Below are 20266 nucleotides of genomic sequence, written 5' to 3'. Positions count from 1 at the left end.
TTACGTAAGGCGCGTTAAGCTTAATTAAGATGTAGCCAATGGTTATAAATTAGGATGGTACCGCGATAAATTCGCTCCTATATGTGGAGCGAATTTTATTTATTTAAAGGAGAAAACATGAAAATCAAATTATTAGACGGTTCATTTAAAGAATTCGATCAAGCATTGTCAGTTAAGGAAATTGCTTCAAGTATTGCAATTTCATTGGGAAAATCTACAGTTGGTGCGAAAGTTAATGGTGTTTTTGTTTCAGCGGATTTTGTTGTAGATAAAGATGTAAATTTAGAATTAGTAACTACTCGTAGTGAGTATTTTGATGATTATATGAATATGACATCAGCATTGATTACTGGAATTGCAATTGCCAAATTATACAAAGCTAATTTAGCAGAAACATATTATAATGCTGATGAAAAGGAGTTTGCAATTACGTTTGAAGTTGAACCAAGAATTGGCTTGGAACAACTAGAATCAATTCAGGCAGAGGTCAATAATATTTTGAAACTTGAAACAATTAAGTCAAGTAAAATGACAATGGCTCAGGCTGAAAAGGAGTTTGCACATAACCCATACCAATTGCATTTGGCTCAACAAGCAAATGAAACTTTTGGTTACGTCCCAGTTTATACATTATGTGATATAAAAGCAGTTGTTATTGGTGGAATCATAACTGATATTAAGGTGATGAAAGTAATTGATATTCAACAATTGACTGGTTCATACTGATTAAATGATTCTGAAAATGTAATGCTACAAAGAGTTCACGGAATGTGTGGAATTAACCAAATTAGCTTAGATGAAAAAAAGGCCATGATTGAAGAGCGTCGAAGTCGAGACCACCGTTTAATTAATAAACAATTGAATATCTTTGGATTTGATAATTTAGTTGGCCCGGGTCTACCTTTATGAATGCCCAATGGAACAATTATAAAAGATGAAATTAAAACTTATTTGAAATTAAAAGAATGGGAATATGACTATGTTCATGTAACAACTCCGGTCATTGGATCTGTGGATTTGTATCGTACATCTGGACATTGAGATCATTATGGTGAAGATATGTTTCAACCATTTAGTGGTGGAAATGGGAGCGAAGAGCAATTTGTTCTTCGTCCAATGAATTGTCCTCATCATATTGCAGTTTACAAGCAAGAGCAACATTCATATCGCGAGTTGCCGATACGTATTGCTGAACATGCAATTCAGCACCGCTATGAATCATCAGGTTCATTAACAGGATTGGAACGTGTTCGCGGGATGGAGCTAACTGATTCACATATCTTTGTTCGCCCAGATCAATTGGCAACTGAATTTAAACAGATTTATAAATTAATTAGTGAAGTTTTAACGACATTTAATATTGAAATTGATTACTTAAGTTTTTCACTTCGTGACCCCCAAGATAAAAATAAATACTTTCAAGACGATAAGATGTGAAATGATGCTGAAGCCGCTTTGGAGGCTGTGTTGGATGAGTTAAATTTAGAGTACAAAAAATGTGTGGGAGAAGCGGCCTTTTATGGACCAAAATTAGATATCCAAATTAAGACAGCTCAGAATCATGAAATCACAGTATCAACAATACAATTAGACTTTTTGTTGCCTCGAAAATTTGATGTAACCTATGTTGACCAAAATCAAGAATATCAAACGCCAATTATGATTCACCGTGGTCTTATTGGAACCTATGAACGTTTCATCGCAACTTTGCTAGAACAAACTAAGGGAGTTTTACCTTTATGGCTAGCTCCAAATCAAGTTGAGATTATTCCAATTGGAAATTCTGAAAACTTTGACTATGCTGAGCAACTGCGTCAAATATTTAAAAAAGAAATGATCAGATCGCATATTGATCTGCGTGATGAACGTTTGAGCTACAAAATTCGTGATGCTCAGACTCACAAGGTTCCGTTTCAACTAGTGATCGGAAATCTTGAAACTCAAAATCAAACTGTAACTTTTAGACGTTATGGAAGTGAAAATCAAGTAACCATTTCGCAACAGCAATTTATTGATATAATTAAAAAAGAAATTGCTTCTAAGCAATAAGTAACTAAGAGAATAAAAATGATAAAAGAGCAAAGGTATGAACTGATCCTGAAATATTTGCAGGGAAAAAGCATTATTTCAACTAATTTAATTGCGACTGATCTGAAAATTCCATTCACTACATTACGTCGAGATTTAAACCATCTTCATGGAATAGGGAAGATATACAAAATGCATGGTGGAGTAATTGCAACAGCAAATCCTGATATTCCTCAAGAATACTACATTGATGAAAAAATTAAATTGAATATTGCTGCAAAAAAAGCAATTGCAAAACGAGCGGCAACTCTTGTAAAACCAAATGAGACAATTTTCATGGATGGTGGTTCAACAGTTTACTATTTTGCAAAGCAATTAGATCCAAAATTAAATTTGAAAATTGTTACAAGTTCTGCTATGAATCTTCAAGTTTTGGCTGAAGCAGGTCACAAAAATATTTCGATTTTGGGAGGAACTTATGATCCATTCACGGGAACGATTGTTGGCGCTGAAGCTGTTGAGCAAGTACTTGGATATAAGATTGATAAATGTTTTATTGGAATTGACGGATATTGTGATGGAAAAATATATTTGTTAAACTTAAAATTTATTAAAATAAAGGAAGCTTTATTCGCAAAATCACAAGTGGTTTATGGACTGGTTGACAAATCAAAATTTAATTTTAAAACATGTTATGAATTTCCAAATCCTAAAAGAATTAAAATCATTACAAACTAAATTTAAAAATTATATAGCAAAATTAAGAGGTCTTTTTTTAAAAAAAATGGCCTTTTTTATTTATTTTAATTTCACAATGATAATATGAAGGTATGCTAATGAGAATCATTAGTGATTTATAAAAGAGGGAATTTTATGAAAAAATTATTAACATCTATAAGCGTTGTATCGCTAGGAATTGCTGGAATTCCGACAGCAATTAGCTATGGAATAGACGGAAAAGATCAAGTTCAAAATGAAGATAAACTTGATGATAATAAATTAGAACTTGTTAGTTCTAGTGACAAAGTAGAAACCTATAAGTATAAATTAAATAAAACAGGAGCTAATGAATTTTTTTATAATAGTTCAACTGCTGTTGGAAGCCCATCATTCTCATATAAATATTATGAAATTAAAACAGATTTCGATGTTCCATCTATTATTGACAAAAATGTATCAATAAAAGTTTCAAATAATTTCCAAGGAGGCAAAAAATCATCTCAAGTAACTTGAGGTGGAGATGTTTTCTATCCTTGAAGTGCATTTGCAAAGCGTGATTACACTGAAAATAAAGGTCTATCACTTATTTATCCATTATGACCATCTGATTGAGTTGAAGATTCGTTAAAACGAATTGCTACTCACGAATGAGCAGATGGACTTGCAGTTTTAGATTATAGAGAATACTCAGCGTTAGGATATTACCCAGATTGATATGATGAAGGGAAAATAAGACTTGTATGATATGTTGGTTCATATATTAACCCAAAGTGGTCATTGTCTAATGCGAGAAGTTGAACCAATATTGGAAATGAACTTGAATTTAAATTTACACATCAATAGTTTAATAAAAAAATAAAATGACTGTAAATTGATTTTGGAACTACAAGCAATAGCTTGTAGTTTTATTTATAAACAAAAGTAGGAGATTAGCATGTGCGAAATAATTTTTAAAAACGATCAAGAAAAGTATGAATATGAGAAATATGCTTATTTGAAGGGCAAGGAATATTATCATTACATTGCTAGACAATTAAATAATTTTAATTATAGTTGTGTTGCATCAGCAATTCGCTATGATCTTCGTTTACGATATGATCTATATCATTACATTGGGTTGGTTGAAGATATGCTTAAAGCAAGAGTTATTGATAATAAGCTTGACGATGACTACACATTGGAGAACTTTTTAGAAAAAAATACTAAAACAAGTTTAAACGAAATTAATCAAATAATTATTAAAACGCATGCCAATCTTGAATATGAGACAAAAGAAAATTTAGAAATGATACGTGAGTTACGCAACAAAATTGCTCATTTCACTCCACTGATTTTTGAATCTAAAACAGAAGTTGAAGAAAAAATAAAAGCTTTGGCGCTAGTAATCCCACAATCGCATAAGCAAAAATTTATCCAAGCGATAAAAAACTGTCAAAAAAATTTGGACATTCCAGATAAGTCAATTTTGATAAAATTATAAGAAGTAAAAAAACTTGACTCATATTTTAGCCAAGTTTTTTGCTCAATATTTAGTTATAAAAAATATTTAGATTGATGAAAAATATTGATCATCATTTGTAATTTCACATAAAATGGTAATACCTAAAAACTTGTAATGTAAAAAAAACTTATCGCAAGGCAAATGTTTGAAAAAGCAAAATACCACACAACTTTTATATATCAGAATGGATTCATATTTGTAAGCCAAAAACTTTAGTGTCAATATTTTGGAAGCCTAACAAAAATAAAAAACAGCTTTAACTTATTTTTTTAAGTAATTTTTCCTTGTGCAGTTTTTTCATTGCCTCCGCCTTTAATACTTAAGGAAGCATGATTTTTCATAGTCTCAATTGCACTTTTGGAGCTATTTGATTTACATAAGTAAATTTTAGAATTTAAATTAACCAATTCTATTAAAGCATTTGAATTGCTTTTCATTAATCAATCAGCAACAAAATTCATATCTTTAATTTCCATGGTATCATCTTTAATTTCCAAATAATTAATATTATCAATATTTACAAATGCTGCTTCACTATACTTTTGAATGTAATTATCTCTTTTAATTTTCTCAAACTGAATGTAGTGCTCTTTAATTTTGCTTTTCAGCAAAATTAAATTAGTTTTTCATTGAAAAAAAGTTGCTTTAGATAATTCTTTTGTAGCAATAGCGCTTATTAGACTTTCAATTTCCAAATTAGACATTTTTGATTTTGTCATTTCGTATTTGTCCGTCAAAGCTTTAATTTCTTCCTGTTCTTGTTCTAAAGTTTGTTTAATTGCTTGTTCAATTTGCTCAAGCGATGTTTTAGCATAAAAACGATAAACATTGTTTCCTTTGCTTTCGAAATTGTAAATATAAAAGTCAGGAATATCGCTAGTATTATCGACATGAGTTCCACTGCAAAGCTGAATTGATACGTCGCCAAACTTAACAATTCGTAGTTCACCTTTAAGCTCCTTATTTCCAAAAGAAATATCCAAATTATATTCACTTTGAACAATTTGCGCATCAGTAATAATTTCTTCTTTAGAAGAGTTCGAGGCTATTTTATTAGCGACAATATTTTGAATAGCTTCGATTATATTAGATGTCATTTCTTCTTCAATTCACATATCAATTCTCAATCCATTTTCATCATTAAAATAACCCTTTCCAATGCTTGAGGGGAATTGCTCTCTAAGAGTATCAAATAAAAGATGTGCAGCTGAATGGTTAGCACTTACTAATTTTCTTTTTGCTGCATCAATCTTAGCAACAACTGGAACATTTATTTCAATGTCTTTAACCAAAGCTATTTTGTGTATAACTTCATCATTATCTAGTACCAATCCTAGTACAGGATACTCCAAACCATTAATAATTAAAATACCGGAATCTCCTATTTGGCCAGCTGATTCAGCAAAAAAACATGTTTGCTCTAAAATTAAAAATGTAAATTTATCCGTATTTTTATAATCCTTAACTTTTGTTTCTGCCTTTAAATGATGATACCCTATAAAATTTTTGATCATATATACTCCTTAATATAATTATTATAATATTCTCATTTTATAACATTTATGGCATAATGTTTATTCTTAAATGTCTCTAAATAAAAAAGAGGTAAAATAATTAATGAACCGTTTACAATAATATTTTCCAGAAAAAGTTGAAAATATAATATTTTTTCTAATTATGGTCTAAAATGGTTTAAAATGGTTTATTTTGGAATATAATTAAAAATGAGGAGGAAGCATGATTAAAGAACAACGCTATGAAATGATTTTAGAAAAGTTATCCAATTCAGAAATTCAGTCTTTAGAAAAGTTGTCATTGGATTTAAATATTCCAATGACAACTTTAAGAAGAGACTTAGCGGATTTGGAAGCGCGCGGCTTAATTCTTAAACTACGTGGAGGAGCTAAAATAATTAGCAATAACGTGGTAGTTGAAGATAAATTTGAAAATAAAGTTGAATACAATATTGAAGAAAAAAAGCGCTTAGCTCAAAAAGCTGTTAAGATGATTAAAGCAAACGAATCAATTTTTTTAGATACTGGTTCAAGTACTTTTTATATATCTAAACTATTAGATCCAAAGCTGAATTTAACAATTGTAACAAATTCAATTTATAACGTTCAGGAACTCGCCAAAAATGGTCATACAAATGTTTATTTGCTTGGTGGAAAATTTACAAGTATTACAGGCGCTATTTTAGGATACGAAGCAATTGAGGCTTTAAAAAATTACTTTTTTGATAAAAGTTTTTTGGGAGTTAATGCAGTTGACAAAAATCAAGATATTTTTACAACAAGTTCAGAACATGCCCAAATCAAAGTTGAGATTATTAAGCACTCACAAAAGGCTTATGGTATGGCAGATTCAAGTAAGTATAACTCAAAATCGTTTTATAAATTTGCAACCGCAGATGAACTTGAATTAATTAGTTAGGAGAGACACATGATATATACGATAACTTTAAATCCGGCCTTAGATCACATAATTGAGACCAGTGGATTTAATATCGGTGAAACTAATTATTATAATAAGGATTATGTTGTTATTGGTGGTAAGGGAATAAACGTGTCAATTATTTTGAACAATTTAAAAGCAAATGTTTTATCAACAGGGTTGATGGGAAAAGCAAATCAGCATCATTTTATTGATAAGTTTAATGAGTTGCATGTTAAAACACATTTTTTCTTTTACAATGGCGATACAAGAACCAATTTTAAGATTAAAAATTTAAACCTTAAGCAAGAAACAGAAATCAATGGACGTGGGATTGAAGTTGATTTAGAATTACTAACAAAAATAAAAACATATTTAGCATCAAATCTGGATGCTGGAGATATCGTTGTAGCTGCTGGAAGTATTCCAAAAGGCACACCAACAACTATATATCAAGAAATTGGTGAAATAGCTGCCGAAAAGCAAGCGGTATTTATCCTAGATACTTCAAAAGAACAAATGCTAGAGGGATTAAAGTCTCGACCATATTTAATCAAACCAAATATTGAAGAAATTTGTGAAATATTGGACTTACCCTTTAAAGAGTATTCTTTTGAAGAAACTAAAATTATGGTCGATAAATTAAAAAAATTAGGAGCTCGAAACGTGCTTGTGAGCCAAGGTTCTCAAGGAAGTATTTTCTTTGATGAAAATGGTGATATTTATAAAGTTGGAGTTGCAAAAGGAACTCTAGTAAATTCAGTTGGGTCTGGAGACAGTATGATTGCTGGATTTACATATGGCTTGTATAAACAATTTGATTTAAAAACAACATTACAGTATGGAGCAGCAAGCGGAGCGGCAACTGCTTTTACTCAATGGCTAGCAGAACGTAGCGATATTGAAAAACTCGTTAAAGAAATTAGTGTAGAAAAACTATAGAAAGAGGAAACAATGGAACTTAAAAATCTATTTAAAGCTAAAGCAGCGTTTTTTAAACAAGATCTAAATTCTAAAGAAGAAGTTATTAACTTTCTAACTCAGCAATTAGCTGAACAGAAAATTATTAGCAATGAAGCAGAATTTAAAAAGTTGATTTTGAAACGCGAAAAAGAAGACTCAACAGGAATTGGAGATGGAATTGGATTACCCCATGCAATTACTGAGGTGGTTAAAGAACCAACAATTGCATTTATGTCATTAAAAAATCCTATTGAGTGAGGAAGTTTAGATAATAAACCAGTTGACTTAATATTTATGATTGCAACAAATGATGAAGGCGGGGGAGAACATTTAGCAGCTCTATCTCAACTATCAACTTTCTTAATGAAGGCCGAACTGCAAAAAAACTTTAGAAACGCTAAAACATTTAGCACATTTATTAAAAATTTTAATGTTGAAGAAACAGCGAAAGCTGATGCAAAGTCGGACAATGGTTATTATGATGTTGTCGGAATTACAGCATGTCCAACAGGTATTGCCCATACTTATATGTCAGCTGAAAAGTTAACTGAGTATGCTCAAGAACTGGGAATGACAGTTAAAATTGAAACTCAAGGACGTCGTGGAACTGAAGATAAATTAACTCAAGATGAAGTTAATAATGCCAAAGTTATTATCTTAGCCCATGACAAAGCTTTACAAGGATTGGGAAGATTTACTGGAAAAAAAGTTATAGATACATCGACAAAGGATGCCATTTATAATGGTAAAGATTTAATTACTAACTTTGAAGCTAAGGCTGTTGAAGCAAAAGGCGGATCAGCAAGTGATGACGATACTGGTGAATTTTCACTTAAAAAGTTTAAAGATATTAAAGGAAACCTTTTGGGAGGAGTTTCTCGTATGCTACCATTCGTTGTTGCTGGAGGAATTATCTTAGGACTTGGATTTTTAATTGATTCATTGACAGGAGCATCTGGAGGTGGATTAGGTGTAACTAACGAATTTGCGGGAATGTTATCAGGTATTGGTAAAACAGCAATGATGATGATGGTACCAATTCTTGGAGGATATATTGCTTATTCAATAGTTGGCCCTCAAGGATTAATGCCAGGAATTATTGCTGGATTAATTGCTGATGGGACTGGTGGATTCTTGTGAGGAAAATATGATTCACAAAATGCTTGATCTGCCTTATGGTCAAGAGTTTTACCTGGAAATATTCCAACAACATCAGGATTTATTGGAGCAATGGTTGGAGCTTATGTAGCTGCTTTTATTGTCTTTGGTTTATCAAAAGGAATGGCAAAAATGCCAAAATCATTTGCAGGAGTTAGAGACATTGTGTTTGTTCCAGTTTTATCACTAATTGGAGTTGCAGTTGCAATGTTTGCTTTGAGCATTCCTTTAGGATATACAATGTTTGGACTACAAGAAGGATTAAAATGATTAGCTAATAAAAACTTAATTGTTTTAGTAGCAGCATTGTTAGGAATGATGATGTGTATTGATATGGGAGGACCGATCAATAAAATTGCTTATGTTACAGGGACATTAACTGTTGGAGCAACAGCTACTAGCGGAATATATATTCCACTAGTTCAAAATGGAATTGAATATAATCAAGCATCAGTATTTATGGCTGCTGCAATGGCAGGTGGAATGATTCCACCATTAGGAATTGCCTTATGTACTGTGTTATTCAAAAAAACATGAACAGCAAAAGAACGTGATGCAGCTAAGGCCAACTGATTAATGGGAGCTTTTTTCATTACTGAAGGAGCAATTCCATTTATGGTTTCTGACCCAAAAAGAATTTCAGTATCTGCTTTAATTGGTGGAACTATAACAGGAGTTTTAGTGGGAGCATTTAATATTGGACTTGGAGCACCTCATGGAGGAGTTGTAGTATTTCCTTTATTAAGATCATTTCTTTTTGAAGGTAACTTAGGGATTGCAATGGGTATTGTATTTTACATTATGTCAGTTGTAATTGGAATTGTAGTTATGGCAACTATTTTAGGTTTCTGAAAAAATAACGATATTAAAAAAGGTAAACTGGTAGTTGACGCAGCATATATTATAAAAGAAACAAAAAAAGTTGTGGCTACCAAATAATTACTATTCTAAAAACAGATGTTCATCATCTGTTTTTTTATCTCAAAATTGAAAATTTTTAATTATTATAATAAAGAAAGTTGGATATTGCTAATAAAAAATGCAATAACAAATTTATTGAAATTTTTAAAAAGTGCTAATATTTTAGCAAAAATCTGAAAGTGAATTTGATAATATTTGTTAATTAAGTGACTCAAAATATATTACAAAAAACCTGAAATATAAACATAATCAATTATCATAATTCAAGATTAGTTAAATTAGTTTATTTTTAAAATCTGGTCTCTATAAAAAGTCATTTTATATAAAATACAAACATTTTTAAAATGTTGATTATAATTATAAATAGTTATAAAGTGAGGTTGAATATGAATAAAACTAAAATTACATATCATGAAATTGCTAAGCTTTCTGGCTTGGGAGTAGGAACCGTATCTAGATATTTTAATAACTACAATATTTCGGAATCTTCAAAAAAAAGAATTGGCGATGTTTTAAAGAAAATTGATTATGTTCCAAACTTCGCTGCCTCTTCGATTAAGAAGAAAGTCAAAGATGTGTATTTAATGTTGCCCTTTAATAATGATGAAACAGCAAATATGGAAATAGTTAATGGTGTTAAAAGCTATTTTGAGCAAAAAGATATTAGTTTCTTTGTATTTATATCATCAGATGATAGTAAACAATATGAAACAGATTTGAACTATTTAATCTCAAGAAACCCGTATGCGGTAATTTTATTATTGCCAAAAGACACTACTAAAGAACTAGAAGAAAGAATATCAATTATAAAAACTACTAAACTTGTTACATACAATAAAAAAATAAAAAATGTAGATACTTATGAAATTGAAGATTACGTAATGTTTAAAAATTTAGCTTCAAAAATAGATCAAAAATATTCAAAGCAAAATATATTGTATATAGGATTGCCTGATGCAGATACAACAACAGGAAAAATGCGTAAAAAAGGATTTTTAGAAAATACAAAAAATAATAGTGTTTCTTCATTGGTGGTATCTAAAAATACTATTGAGGTAATTCAAAAAGAATTTGAAGATCACTTAAAAAATAATTTTGCTGACATATACGTTTGTGCGACACATACTATAGCGTTAACCGTTAATGATTATTTAACAAAAAAGGGTGTAAGAAATATTTCCATTTTATCTGATATTGGAAAAGTTGGCAGAACTAGTGAGCTAGTCAAAGCAGAATATTTAATTTTTGTTGATTACTTTTTAATTGGTTGCCAGATTGCTAAAAAAATATTGGATATTAAATTTATTTATAAAAAAAACTTTGAAATTATTTAATGGTTTCATTTTTTTTGTATAATTATTTATATTGGAAACGTTTCCAATAGAAAGGAATGTATGCAAAAAAAAGACAAAATAAGTAAGAGTAAAGCAGTTAAAGTTGACTTAATAGCTTGATCTCAAGAAATGTTGGAGCTTTTAGGTGGTTCTGACAATGTAATTTCTGCCGCACATTGTTTAACTAGACTACGATTAGTGATCAAAGATGAGGCTTTAATTAAAAAAAGTGATGTTGAAAAAATGCCTAGCGTAAAGGGCACTTTCAAATCCTCAGGCCAATTTCAAATTATTATTGGAACTGATGTTGAAAAATACTTTAAAGAATTTGTAAAAGTAACAGGAATCAAAAGTGTTTCTAAAGAAGAAAGCAAAGCAATAGCTGCTAATGAAAAAGGAAATCTTTTTGTTAGAGGATTAAATTTTCTAGGTGAAGTATTTATTCCAATTGTCCCTGTTCTTGTTGCTGGAGGAATCATCTTAGGATTTAGAAATGTCTTGGAAGCTGATTTTAATGGCTGAAAAATTGTTGAGCAGGGGCAATTTTGAGTTGGTTTAAATGACTTTTTATGAATTCCCGCTCAAGTATGTTTCTGATGATTGCCTGTTCATATTTGCTGAAGCATTTTTAGAAAAATGGAAGCTGATCAAGTTCTGGGAATAGTAGTGGGACTTTGCTTGATGGTACCACCCCTAATTAATACTTATGAGGTTATTGGAGGAACAGGTAAAGATTCCCCAATTTGAATATGGGACATTATCAAAGAACTTCAAAAGCAAGGCAAAGATGCAGCATTCGACTGAGGATTTATGAAATATCCTTGAAAAATTCAATATACAGCGCAAGTTATTCCAGCATTTGCAATTGGAATTGTTGGGGCTCATATAAATAAATGAATTAAACGAATTTCTCCAGGGTATATCAGTCAGATTTCAGTGCCGCTAGTAACAATTATTCCAACATTTATGATTGCAATGTTTATTGTTGGGCCTGTTGGATTTGTAATTGCTTCAGCAATTGGCTATGCTGTTTCATGATCATTTACAAATCCAATTGCTAAATATTTCTCTGGATTCATTGTAGGATTTGCTTATGCACCAATTGTTCTGACTGGAGTGCATCATTTATTTAATGCAATTTTTATTCAGGATACTGCCCAAAATGGTGGAAACTTCTTGTTTATTGGAACTTGTGCACAAGCAATCGCACAGGGAGGAGCTGTTATTGGTTGAATTTTAGTTAATCGTAAAGATCCAAGAACCAAAGATGTAGGAATTCCCTCAATTGTTTCTGCTTACTTAGGTGTAACAGAGCCAGCAATGTATGGAGTAAATTTAAAACATATGTATCCATTTGTAGCAGCTTCAATTGCGACTGGAGTTGGATTAGAAATTGCTGTTATTTCAGGAACAAGTGCTTATAACTCAGGTAATGGAGCCTGACTAGGAATTCTAAATGTTCAAGCTGAGTCACAAATTGCTGGTGTTAATACATGAATTGGAACAGGGTATACATGATTTATGATTTCAATGCTTATCACTACAGCATTATCGATATCATTAACAATGTTGTTTTCAAAAGTTAGCTATTTTAAAAAATTTAACATTGAAATGAAAGCAGCGGAATTACTAAAATAATTAATTTAAAAAATAAGGAGAGAATGTGAAAAACGAACTAATATATGAAGTCTTTATTCCGACTTTTAATGATGGTTTAAAAACAGGCAGGGGAAATCTTCAAGGAGTTATTAAAAAGCTATCTTATTTAAAAGAATTAGGTGTTACGAGAATTTGACTTTCACCTTTTTATGAATCGCCATTTAAAGATAGCGGATATGATGTAGCGAATTATTGTCAAGTCAACTCTGATTTTGGTTCCTTAAAAGATCTAGAATTATTAATTGAAAAAGCCAAAATGCTTGATATCTCAATTATTACAGACATAGTTTTTAATCATACTTCAGATCAACACAAGTGATTTCAAAAAGCTTTGCAAGGAGATGATAAGTATATGAGCTATTACATCTTTAAAGATCCTGTGAATGGGAAACCACCTACTAACTGAAAAAGTAAAATGGGCGGATCAGCTTGAGAATTTGTGCCAAAGCTAAATAAATATTACTTGCATTTATTTGCTAAGGAGCAACCGGATTTGAATTGACAAAATTTGGAATTAAGACAAGAACTAATTAAGATTTTAAACTTTTGAAAAGATAAAGGAATCAAGGGATTTAGATTAGATGTATGTAACTTGTATGATAAGCCATTAATTTTTGAAGATGACCAATTAGGCGATGGGCGTAAATTTTATACAGATGGTCCCAATATTGAAAAATATTTTCAACTAATGAATCAGGAAGTTTTTAGTAAGATTGAAGACTGTTTTACAGTTGGAGAAGTCTCATCGACAACAAAGGAAAAGTCGGCAAAATATGCTAAAGATAATAATGAACAATTAGACTCAGTATTTACTTTTTTACATCTTAAAGTTGACTATATAAATAACAATAAGTGAACGTATAGCAACCCAGATTTGCAAATGTTTTGAGACTTAGTAAAAGAATGACAAGAATATTATCAAGAGCATCACGCTGAATTAGCTTTGTTTATGAATAATCATGATCAACCTCGAGCCGTTAGTCGCTTTGGAAATATAGAAAAATTTTGAAAAGAAAGTGCAACTGCCATCTTTGGATTTACAGCTTTAATGAAAGGAATACCATTTCTGTATCAAGGCGAAGAAATTGGAATGTCAAACCTAAATCTAAAGAATATAAATGAATTTGTCGATGTTGAAACAATTGGGCATATTCCTGAGTTGCTGGAAAAATATTCTGCAAATAATGTTTTGAAAATATTAAACTCCAAGGCTAGGGACAATGCTAGAAGTGTTATGCAATGAAATGAAAATAGATTTGCAGGCTTTACCAAAAATGAAAAGTGCAGTGAATATGTAAATGCAAATTACTTGACAATAAATGTTGAAAAGCAAAATAATGACGGGAACTCAATTTTAAATCATTATAAGAAAATTATTAACTTAAGGAAAACTTTAAAGCCGTTATATTGTGGAGCAATAAAGTTTTTTGAAGACCTAAGTTATGCGTATAAAAGAATATATGGTAATGAAGAAATCTGAGTTTTAACAAACTGAAGTGAAAATTATAAAACAACACAACTAAAAGAGTTGCCAAATCAGTTTCAAGTCATTTATAACAATACGGCCAATTTTGACATTAAAAAATTATCTCCATATCAATTGGTTATTTTGCAAAAGGTAACCCATGAGATATAATTCACGAGAAAATGCCAAGTTTGCTCTAAACTCCAGTGTTGTCGTGACTTTAATTTCGACAATACTATTTGTCATTGGTGTCATTTATATGGTTGTTGTTAAAGATTTTCAGTACTGATGAATATTTTTAATTGTTGTGATTATTCAAGTTATTGTAAGTCTAGTTTATTGCTATATCGCAATCTTTAAAATAAAGATTGATGGCTATTATAATAGAGAAAAAATTAGCAGCTTAATTTTTTGGTTGGTAATTGTAGAAGGCTTAACACTAAATGTTTTTGCTTTTTTGTATGGTTTGTATAGTTATCGAAAAGTTTTTCATGGTACAAAAATTTTTTGATAGTCATATTCTAAAAAAACATTCCTAATCGTTGTAATTATAGTGGAAAATATTCTATAATATTATGTATAGTAAGGTGAAAGAATATGAGTAAAAAAATGAGAGGTATTGGTGCTAGTGAAGGCGTAGCCGTAGCTAAAGCGTTAGTATTAAAAGAAGAACAAATTATTATTAAAAAGCATGCAATTTCAGATGTTGAAGCTGAAATTACTAAATTGGATAATGCTATTGTTAAAGCAGTAGCCGATCTGAATGGTTTGAAGGAATCAACTTTAGTTAAACTTGGAGAAGAAAAGGCTGCAATTTTCGAAGCACATAAAGATATTGCAGCTGATCCAGCAATTAAAGAAGAAATTGAAACTATGATTAAAAAGGATCATGTTAATGCAGAATTTGCTGCACAAACTATCACAAACAACTATTATGAAATGTTTGCAGCAATGGAGGATCATTATTTTCAAGAACGTTCTGCAGATATTAAAGACGTTGCGTCAAGAATTATTAAGCATATTATGGGAATTAAAATTGTCGATTTGTCAACAATTTCTGAAGAAGTAATTTTAGTAGCTGAAGATTTAACACCTTCACAAACTGCACAATTAGATAAAAAATTTGTCAAGGGATTTGCAACTAATGTTGGTGGCAGAACATCACACGCTGCTATTATGGCAAGAAGCTTAGAAATTCCAGCAGTATTGGCTTTAAAAACAATTACTGAAGATGTTAAAGATGGTGAAGTTTTTGCTTTGAACGGGGCAACTGGAGAAATCGTGTTAGATTTATCTGCAGAGAATATTAAAGAATATGAATCATTGGCTAAAGAGTTTGCAAATATGAAAGCAGAGTTGTCTAAATTTAAGGAATTGCCTTCTTTAACAAAAGATGGTGCTGAAAAATTAATTGAAGCTAATATTGGTTCTCCATTGGATGTTGAATCTGTACTTGAAAATGGTGGAGAAGGAATTGGGTTATTCCGTTCAGAGTTTTTATATATGGATAATGATCATTTTCCAACAGAAGATGAACAATTTGAGTCATACAAAAAAGTTATTGATGCCATGAACGGTAAGTTAGTAGTTATTCGTACACTAGATATTGGTGGAGACAAAAAATTATCATATTTTGAATTTCCTCATGAAATGAATCCATTTTTAGGTTACCGAGCAATAAGATTTACTTTAGACCGTAAGGATATTTTTAGAGATCAGATTCGTGCTTTGTTAAGAGCTTCAGCATTTGGAGAGTTAGGAATTATGTTTCCAATGATTGCGACAATTGATGAATTTAAAAATGCTAAAGCATTTGTAGAAGAATGTAAAGCTGAATTAGATAAAGAAAAAATTGCTTATGATAAAAATGTTCAAGTTGGAATGATGGTAGAAATCCCAGCAGCAGCAATTAGTGCTGACAAATTCTCAAAATACGCAGATTTCTTTTCAATTGGAACAAATGATTTAATTCAATATTCAATGGCAGCAGACCGAATGAGTGAAAATGTTACATATTTATATCAACCAACAAATCCATCAATTTTACGTTTAATTAAAATGACAATTGAAGGAGCCCACAAAAATAACCGATGAGTTGGAATGTGTGGAGAAATGGCTGGAGATATTCAAGCTTTACCGTTGCTATTAGGAATGGGATTGGACGCATTTTCAATGAGTGCAACATCAATGTTGCGTGCGCGTTCATTAATGAGTAAAATTGAAATAAAAGAGGCTGAGGAATTGGCTAATAAGGCGTTAGATTTGGAAACAAGCGAAGAAGTTCTTGCTTTAGTTGATGAATTTTTAGCAGCAAAATAATTTGATCTAAACTTAATAAAAACAAAAGGACTTTTTAATAAAGTCTTTTTTTGTTAAAATATATTTATAAATAAAAAACCAAGGGAGAATTATATGGGGCTATTTAGCAAAAAGAAAAAAGAAATCGAAATTTTTGCTCCAGTTGATGGAGAAATCATTAGTTTAGATTTAGTAGAAGATGAAGTATTTCAAGAAAGAATGATGGGTGACGGATTTGCTGTAATTCCTGCAAATGGTGTTTTTGTAGCACCAATCGAAGGAGAACTAGTAACTGTGTTTCCAACAAAGCATGCTTATGGTATTAAAAATGCTGCTGGAATTGAATTATTAATTCATATTGGTTTAGATACTGTTACTTTAGAAGGAAAAGGATTTAATTCAAAAGTTGAACAAGGTCAAAAAGTTAAAGTTGGAGATGAACTTGTTAAAGTTAACTTAAAAGAAGTTGCTGCTGCAGTTCCATCAATTAAAACACCTGTTGTTTTTACAAACACAAATGGAAAAACTATTGAAGTTGTTAAATTTGGAAAAGTAAAAAAAGGGGACTTAGTAGCTATTTTAAAAAAATAGATTTTAAGAAAGAATTTTTATGAACCAGATAATGATTTTTGTTATAGAGGTTTCACAAAAGCGTTTATCGCATGGTGGAGCAATTGCAATGTTGGTAATTGGAATATTATGTATTGTTTTGGCAATCGCTTGTGGGTTTTTATACATTAATCGTAAAAAGAAAAAAGAATGAGAAAAAAAGCAAAATTTTAAAATAGTATCTCCAAAATACAAGGTTTTCGAATTTTGAGGTCAATATTTTTATATTTTCGTAATATTTGCGTGTTTATTGGCTTCTCTAATATTAATTCCTATTTCAATCGGAACTTTAGTTTAACAACTAAAGTTTTTTATTTCATATTTTGAATTGGGATTTGTAAAATTGTATATTTCACAAATCAAATTGTTCTTTTGATATTTTATTTTTGAAAGGAAATTAAATATTAATGATCTCAAAAATACTACAAAAACAAAGATTATTTAAAACCCAAGAAACAAAAATAAAAAAAACTTCGGGTTTAACAACAAAAAGTAACAATTCTAATAAATGATCTAAGATATTGTCAAATTTACAAGAATTAGGTAAAGCCCTACAATTTCCAATTGCAGTTTTACCTTTTGCAGCATTATTAAATCGTTTTGGTGCACTTGGGATTGCTTATACAACAACTGCTGATGGAAAAATTATCAATGAAGCTGGATATTGAATCTCATTTATTATTCAAAAACCTGGAGCAGTTGTTTTTGATAATTTAGCCTTACTATTTGCAATTGGATTAGCGTTTGGTTTGGCAAAAGACCATCGTGGTGAAGTTGCTTTAGTTGGAGCAATATTCTTTTTTACAATTACGGCATTAACTTCTGTAGCTGGTTCTCTCCCAGATATGATCTATGGAAAAGTTTTAACCTTTACAGATGAAAATGGAAAGCAATATTCATCACTTATCTATGTCAAAAATTATGCAGAAGACGGAACCACAATTAAAGGAGCTTCTTATGTTCTAAATATTGGGGTTTTAGGTGGAATTGTTTCAGGTTGTTTTTCAGCTTATTTATATAATAAATATAAAGAAATTAAATTGCCAACTGCATTATCATTTTTTGGAGGACGTAGGTTTGTTCCAATGATTGGTTTAGTAGTTGCAATTCCAACTGCTTTTGCTTTTGCAATTATTTGACCCTGAATTCAGTATGCTTTAATGTTATTTGGAACAAGCGTTGCTAATCCTAAAAACCCTGCAGTCGCAATTCCCGGAACTGCTATTTATGCAGGATTGAATCGTTTACTATTACCATTCGGTTTACATCAAATTTTAAATACATTTTTCTTATTTCAGTTACCAATTAATGGTTCAATTGTTGATCCAATAACTGGAACAATCAATGCTGGAACTCAATGAGTAAATGGAGATATTAATGCTTTTGCAAAAGGAATTCAAGGATCAGGATTATTTCAAGGGGGATTTTTTCCAATTATGATGGGTGGTGTTCCTGCAATTGCAATTGCAATGATTTTTGCTGCCAAACCAGAAAATAGAAAAGAGGTATCAGGATTTTTAGGTGGAGTGGCACTAGTTTCAATAATTTCAGGAATTACTGAACCAATTGAATTTTCATTTGTATTTATGTCACCAATTTTATTAGTTATTCATGTTTTATTGTCATTTATCTTTGTAGCAATTTCAACTGCTATGCAAATTCAAATTGGATTTGGATTTAGCGCGGGTCTAATAGATTACTTGGCTTCATTTGCTCAGTCTTGAGGATTTGCTAATGAAGGTGGAAACATGACAGTTTCTGCTAATCCACTATGAACATTGTTATTAACAAGTGTTGCTGGTGGAACATGATTTGTGTCATTCTACTTTTTAATCAAATGACTAAATATTGAAACACCAGGTAGAGAAAATATTATAGTCGATAATAAAGAAACAAATTCAAAAAAAAATATAAATCAATTTACAGGAAACAAATATGAAATTATGGCTGAAAACATCATTAGCGCTATTGGCGAAAATAATATTGTTTTAATTGATAACTGTGCAACTCGTTTGCGTTTAAAATTAAAAGATAATAGCAAAATTAATGAATCCGAAATTAAAAAATCTGGAGCATTTGGAATAAAACGTTTCGGAAATGAGACTTTGCAAATTGTTGTTGGAAGTGATGTAGAGCATGTCGCTAATGCAATGAAAAAACGAACTCATAGATAGTTAAAGCGCTAAAAAATCTTTATTTCTCGTTTTTGAATAAGTTCTATAAATAATGTTGTAATTTATACTCAATCCATATACAATATTATTGTTTAAAGAAGAAGCACTTAGCTCACCATTAACTATTAGTGAAATGGTAGTCAAAATTATATATTATTATTTTATATAAAATGTGCTTTCTAATTCTTTAACGGCACATTTTTTATATTAAGGAGAATACTACATGGATCAAAGAAATAGAAATTCCAAACCAGTTAAAAATCAAGATCCGATCAATGGATTTATTAAAGCTAGAGAAATCTTTGTTATTGATGAAAATGGAGACAAACGTGGAGTAATGTCTAAAAGAGACGCAATTGCATTAGCTGAGTCTCAAGATTTAGATTTGCTACAAGTGGGGACTCAACCAGACGGCACAGCAATTGCTAAAATTGTTAACTATGGTAAGTATAAATACGAACAACAAAAAAAACTAAAAGAAGTTAAAAAAAATTCATCAAAAACTGAAAACAAAGAAATCCGCTTAACAGTTAATATCGGACAACATGATTTAGAAACTAAGGCTCGAAAAGCTAAAGAATTTTTATTAGATGGTGATCGTGTAAAAATATCTTTGAAATTTAAAGGAAGAGAAATTGCTTACATGGATCTTGGAGAAGAGACTTTAAAAAAATTCTTTGCATTAATTGAAGACATTGCAAAAATTGAAAAAGAACCCAAATTGACATCAAGATTCTTAGACATGTATGTTGTGCCTAAGAAAAATTAGTAAAGGATAGCGAGGACAAAATTATGCCAAAAATGAAAACAAAAAAAGCTTTAGCAAAACGTGTTCGTGTTTCTGCTAACGGAAACCTTAAAAGAGGGAAAGCCTACAGATCACACCGTGCTACAGGTAAAACAACAAAGCAAAAGCGTCATTTAGAAAAAATGACAATCGTTCATAAAACAGATATGAAACGTTTAAAAGGTTTATTGCAAAAATAGAAATAGGAACGAGAGG

At 30.6% G+C, this 20266-nt stretch carries 18 protein-coding genes; 17 read left to right on the top strand and 1 reads right to left on the bottom strand.

All coding sequences use genetic code 4. From position 1 onward, the window contains the following. Positions 1-117 precede the first annotated feature (117 nt). The 4 genes from thrS to CXP39_RS02970 all read left to right on the top strand — a co-directional run bounded on the left by thrS (position 118) and on the right by CXP39_RS02970 (position 4228). A complete protein-coding gene (gene thrS, locus CXP39_RS02985) occupies positions 118-2049 on the top strand; it encodes a threonine--tRNA ligase (protein ID WP_027048566.1) in 1932 nt (643 codons plus the stop codon). An 18-nt stretch (positions 2050-2067) separates the two neighbouring features. Further along, a complete protein-coding gene (locus tag CXP39_RS02980; protein WP_027048565.1) occupies positions 2068-2766 on the top strand; it encodes a DeoR/GlpR family DNA-binding transcription regulator in 699 nt (232 codons plus the stop codon). Positions 2767-2901: 135 nt separating this feature from the next. Next, entirely contained in the window at positions 2902-3591 is a 690-nt protein-coding gene (locus CXP39_RS02975) for a hypothetical protein (RefSeq protein WP_027048564.1), read from the top strand. 91 nt (positions 3592-3682) lie between these two features. Continuing rightward, on the top strand, positions 3683-4228 hold the full coding sequence (locus CXP39_RS02970; protein WP_027048563.1) for a hypothetical protein: 546 nt from the start codon (positions 3683-3685) through the stop codon (positions 4226-4228). Between the two features lie 290 nt (positions 4229-4518). Here the strand turns inward: CXP39_RS02970 and CXP39_RS02965 are convergent, their stop codons facing one another. Then, positions 4519-5763: an alanine--tRNA ligase-related protein gene (locus CXP39_RS02965; RefSeq protein ID WP_027048562.1), complete on the bottom strand. Its 1245-nt coding sequence runs from the start codon at positions 5761-5763 to the stop codon at positions 4519-4521. 223 nt (positions 5764-5986) lie between these two features. On the opposite strand from CXP39_RS02965, the gene CXP39_RS02960 reads away from it, so the two are divergent. The 13 genes from CXP39_RS02960 (at position 5987) to rpmI (ending at position 20250) form a co-directional block, all read left to right on the top strand. Further along, positions 5987-6682 (top strand): DeoR/GlpR family DNA-binding transcription regulator, encoded by a 696-nt coding sequence (locus CXP39_RS02960; protein ID WP_027048561.1) that lies wholly within the window; start codon positions 5987-5989, stop codon positions 6680-6682. A gap of 9 nt (positions 6683-6691) precedes the next feature. Then, positions 6692-7624 carry a 1-phosphofructokinase gene (gene pfkB / locus CXP39_RS02955; RefSeq protein ID WP_027048560.1) on the top strand — a complete coding sequence of 311 codons (933 nt, stop codon included), beginning with the start codon at positions 6692-6694 and terminating at the stop codon, positions 7622-7624. A 12-nt stretch (positions 7625-7636) separates the two neighbouring features. Further along, positions 7637-9742: a PTS fructose transporter subunit IIABC gene (locus CXP39_RS02950; protein ID WP_051591902.1), complete on the top strand. Its 2106-nt coding sequence runs from the start codon at positions 7637-7639 to the stop codon at positions 9740-9742. A gap of 368 nt (positions 9743-10110) precedes the next feature. Next, positions 10111-11058, top strand: a complete 948-nt coding sequence (locus CXP39_RS02945; protein ID WP_027048559.1) for a LacI family DNA-binding transcriptional regulator — start codon at positions 10111-10113, stop codon at positions 11056-11058. A gap of 60 nt (positions 11059-11118) precedes the next feature. After that, on the top strand, positions 11119-12696 hold the full coding sequence (locus tag CXP39_RS02940; protein WP_036256559.1) for a PTS transporter subunit EIIC: 1578 nt from the start codon (positions 11119-11121) through the stop codon (positions 12694-12696). Positions 12697-12721: 25 nt separating this feature from the next. Continuing rightward, on the top strand, positions 12722-14353 hold the full coding sequence (locus CXP39_RS02935) for an alpha-amylase family glycosyl hydrolase (protein ID WP_027048557.1): 1632 nt from the start codon (positions 12722-12724) through the stop codon (positions 14351-14353). Next, the gene (locus CXP39_RS02930) at positions 14343-14696 is read left to right on the top strand and encodes a hypothetical protein (protein WP_027048556.1); all 354 of its coding nucleotides are present in this window, start codon (positions 14343-14345) and stop codon (positions 14694-14696) included. The genes CXP39_RS02935 and CXP39_RS02930 overlap by 11 nt, the downstream gene beginning before the upstream one ends. An 83-nt stretch (positions 14697-14779) precedes the next feature. Further along, the gene (gene ptsP / locus CXP39_RS02925; protein ID WP_027048555.1) at positions 14780-16501 is read left to right on the top strand and encodes a phosphoenolpyruvate--protein phosphotransferase; all 1722 of its coding nucleotides are present in this window, start codon (positions 14780-14782) and stop codon (positions 16499-16501) included. A 93-nt stretch (positions 16502-16594) separates the two neighbouring features. Further along, positions 16595-17071: a PTS sugar transporter subunit IIA gene (locus CXP39_RS02920; protein WP_027048554.1), complete on the top strand. Its 477-nt coding sequence runs from the start codon at positions 16595-16597 to the stop codon at positions 17069-17071. Between the two features lie 19 nt (positions 17072-17090). Further along, positions 17091-17387, top strand: coding sequence for a hypothetical protein (locus CXP39_RS02915; RefSeq protein ID WP_027048553.1), 297 nt, complete (start codon positions 17091-17093; stop codon positions 17385-17387). A 109-nt stretch (positions 17388-17496) separates the two neighbouring features. Then, positions 17497-19263 (top strand): PTS transporter subunit EIIC, encoded by a 1767-nt coding sequence (locus CXP39_RS02910; RefSeq protein ID WP_051591901.1) that lies wholly within the window; start codon positions 17497-17499, stop codon positions 19261-19263. A gap of 223 nt (positions 19264-19486) precedes the next feature. Continuing rightward, positions 19487-20032 (top strand): translation initiation factor IF-3, encoded by a 546-nt coding sequence (infC, locus tag CXP39_RS02905; protein ID WP_027048551.1) that lies wholly within the window; start codon positions 19487-19489, stop codon positions 20030-20032. A 23-nt stretch (positions 20033-20055) separates the two neighbouring features. Further along, positions 20056-20250 carry a 50S ribosomal protein L35 gene (rpmI, locus tag CXP39_RS02900; RefSeq protein ID WP_027048550.1) on the top strand — a complete coding sequence of 65 codons (195 nt, stop codon included), beginning with the start codon at positions 20056-20058 and terminating at the stop codon, positions 20248-20250. The last annotated feature ends 16 nt before the right edge of the window (positions 20251-20266 follow it).

The organism is Mesoplasma syrphidae (assembly GCF_002843565.1).
Classification (GTDB): Bacteria; Bacillota_I; Bacilli_A; order Mycoplasmatales; family Mycoplasmataceae; genus Tullyiplasma; species Tullyiplasma syrphidae.
The sequence above is the reverse complement of the archived record's forward strand: the minus strand, read 5'-3'. Positions and strand labels throughout refer to the sequence as shown.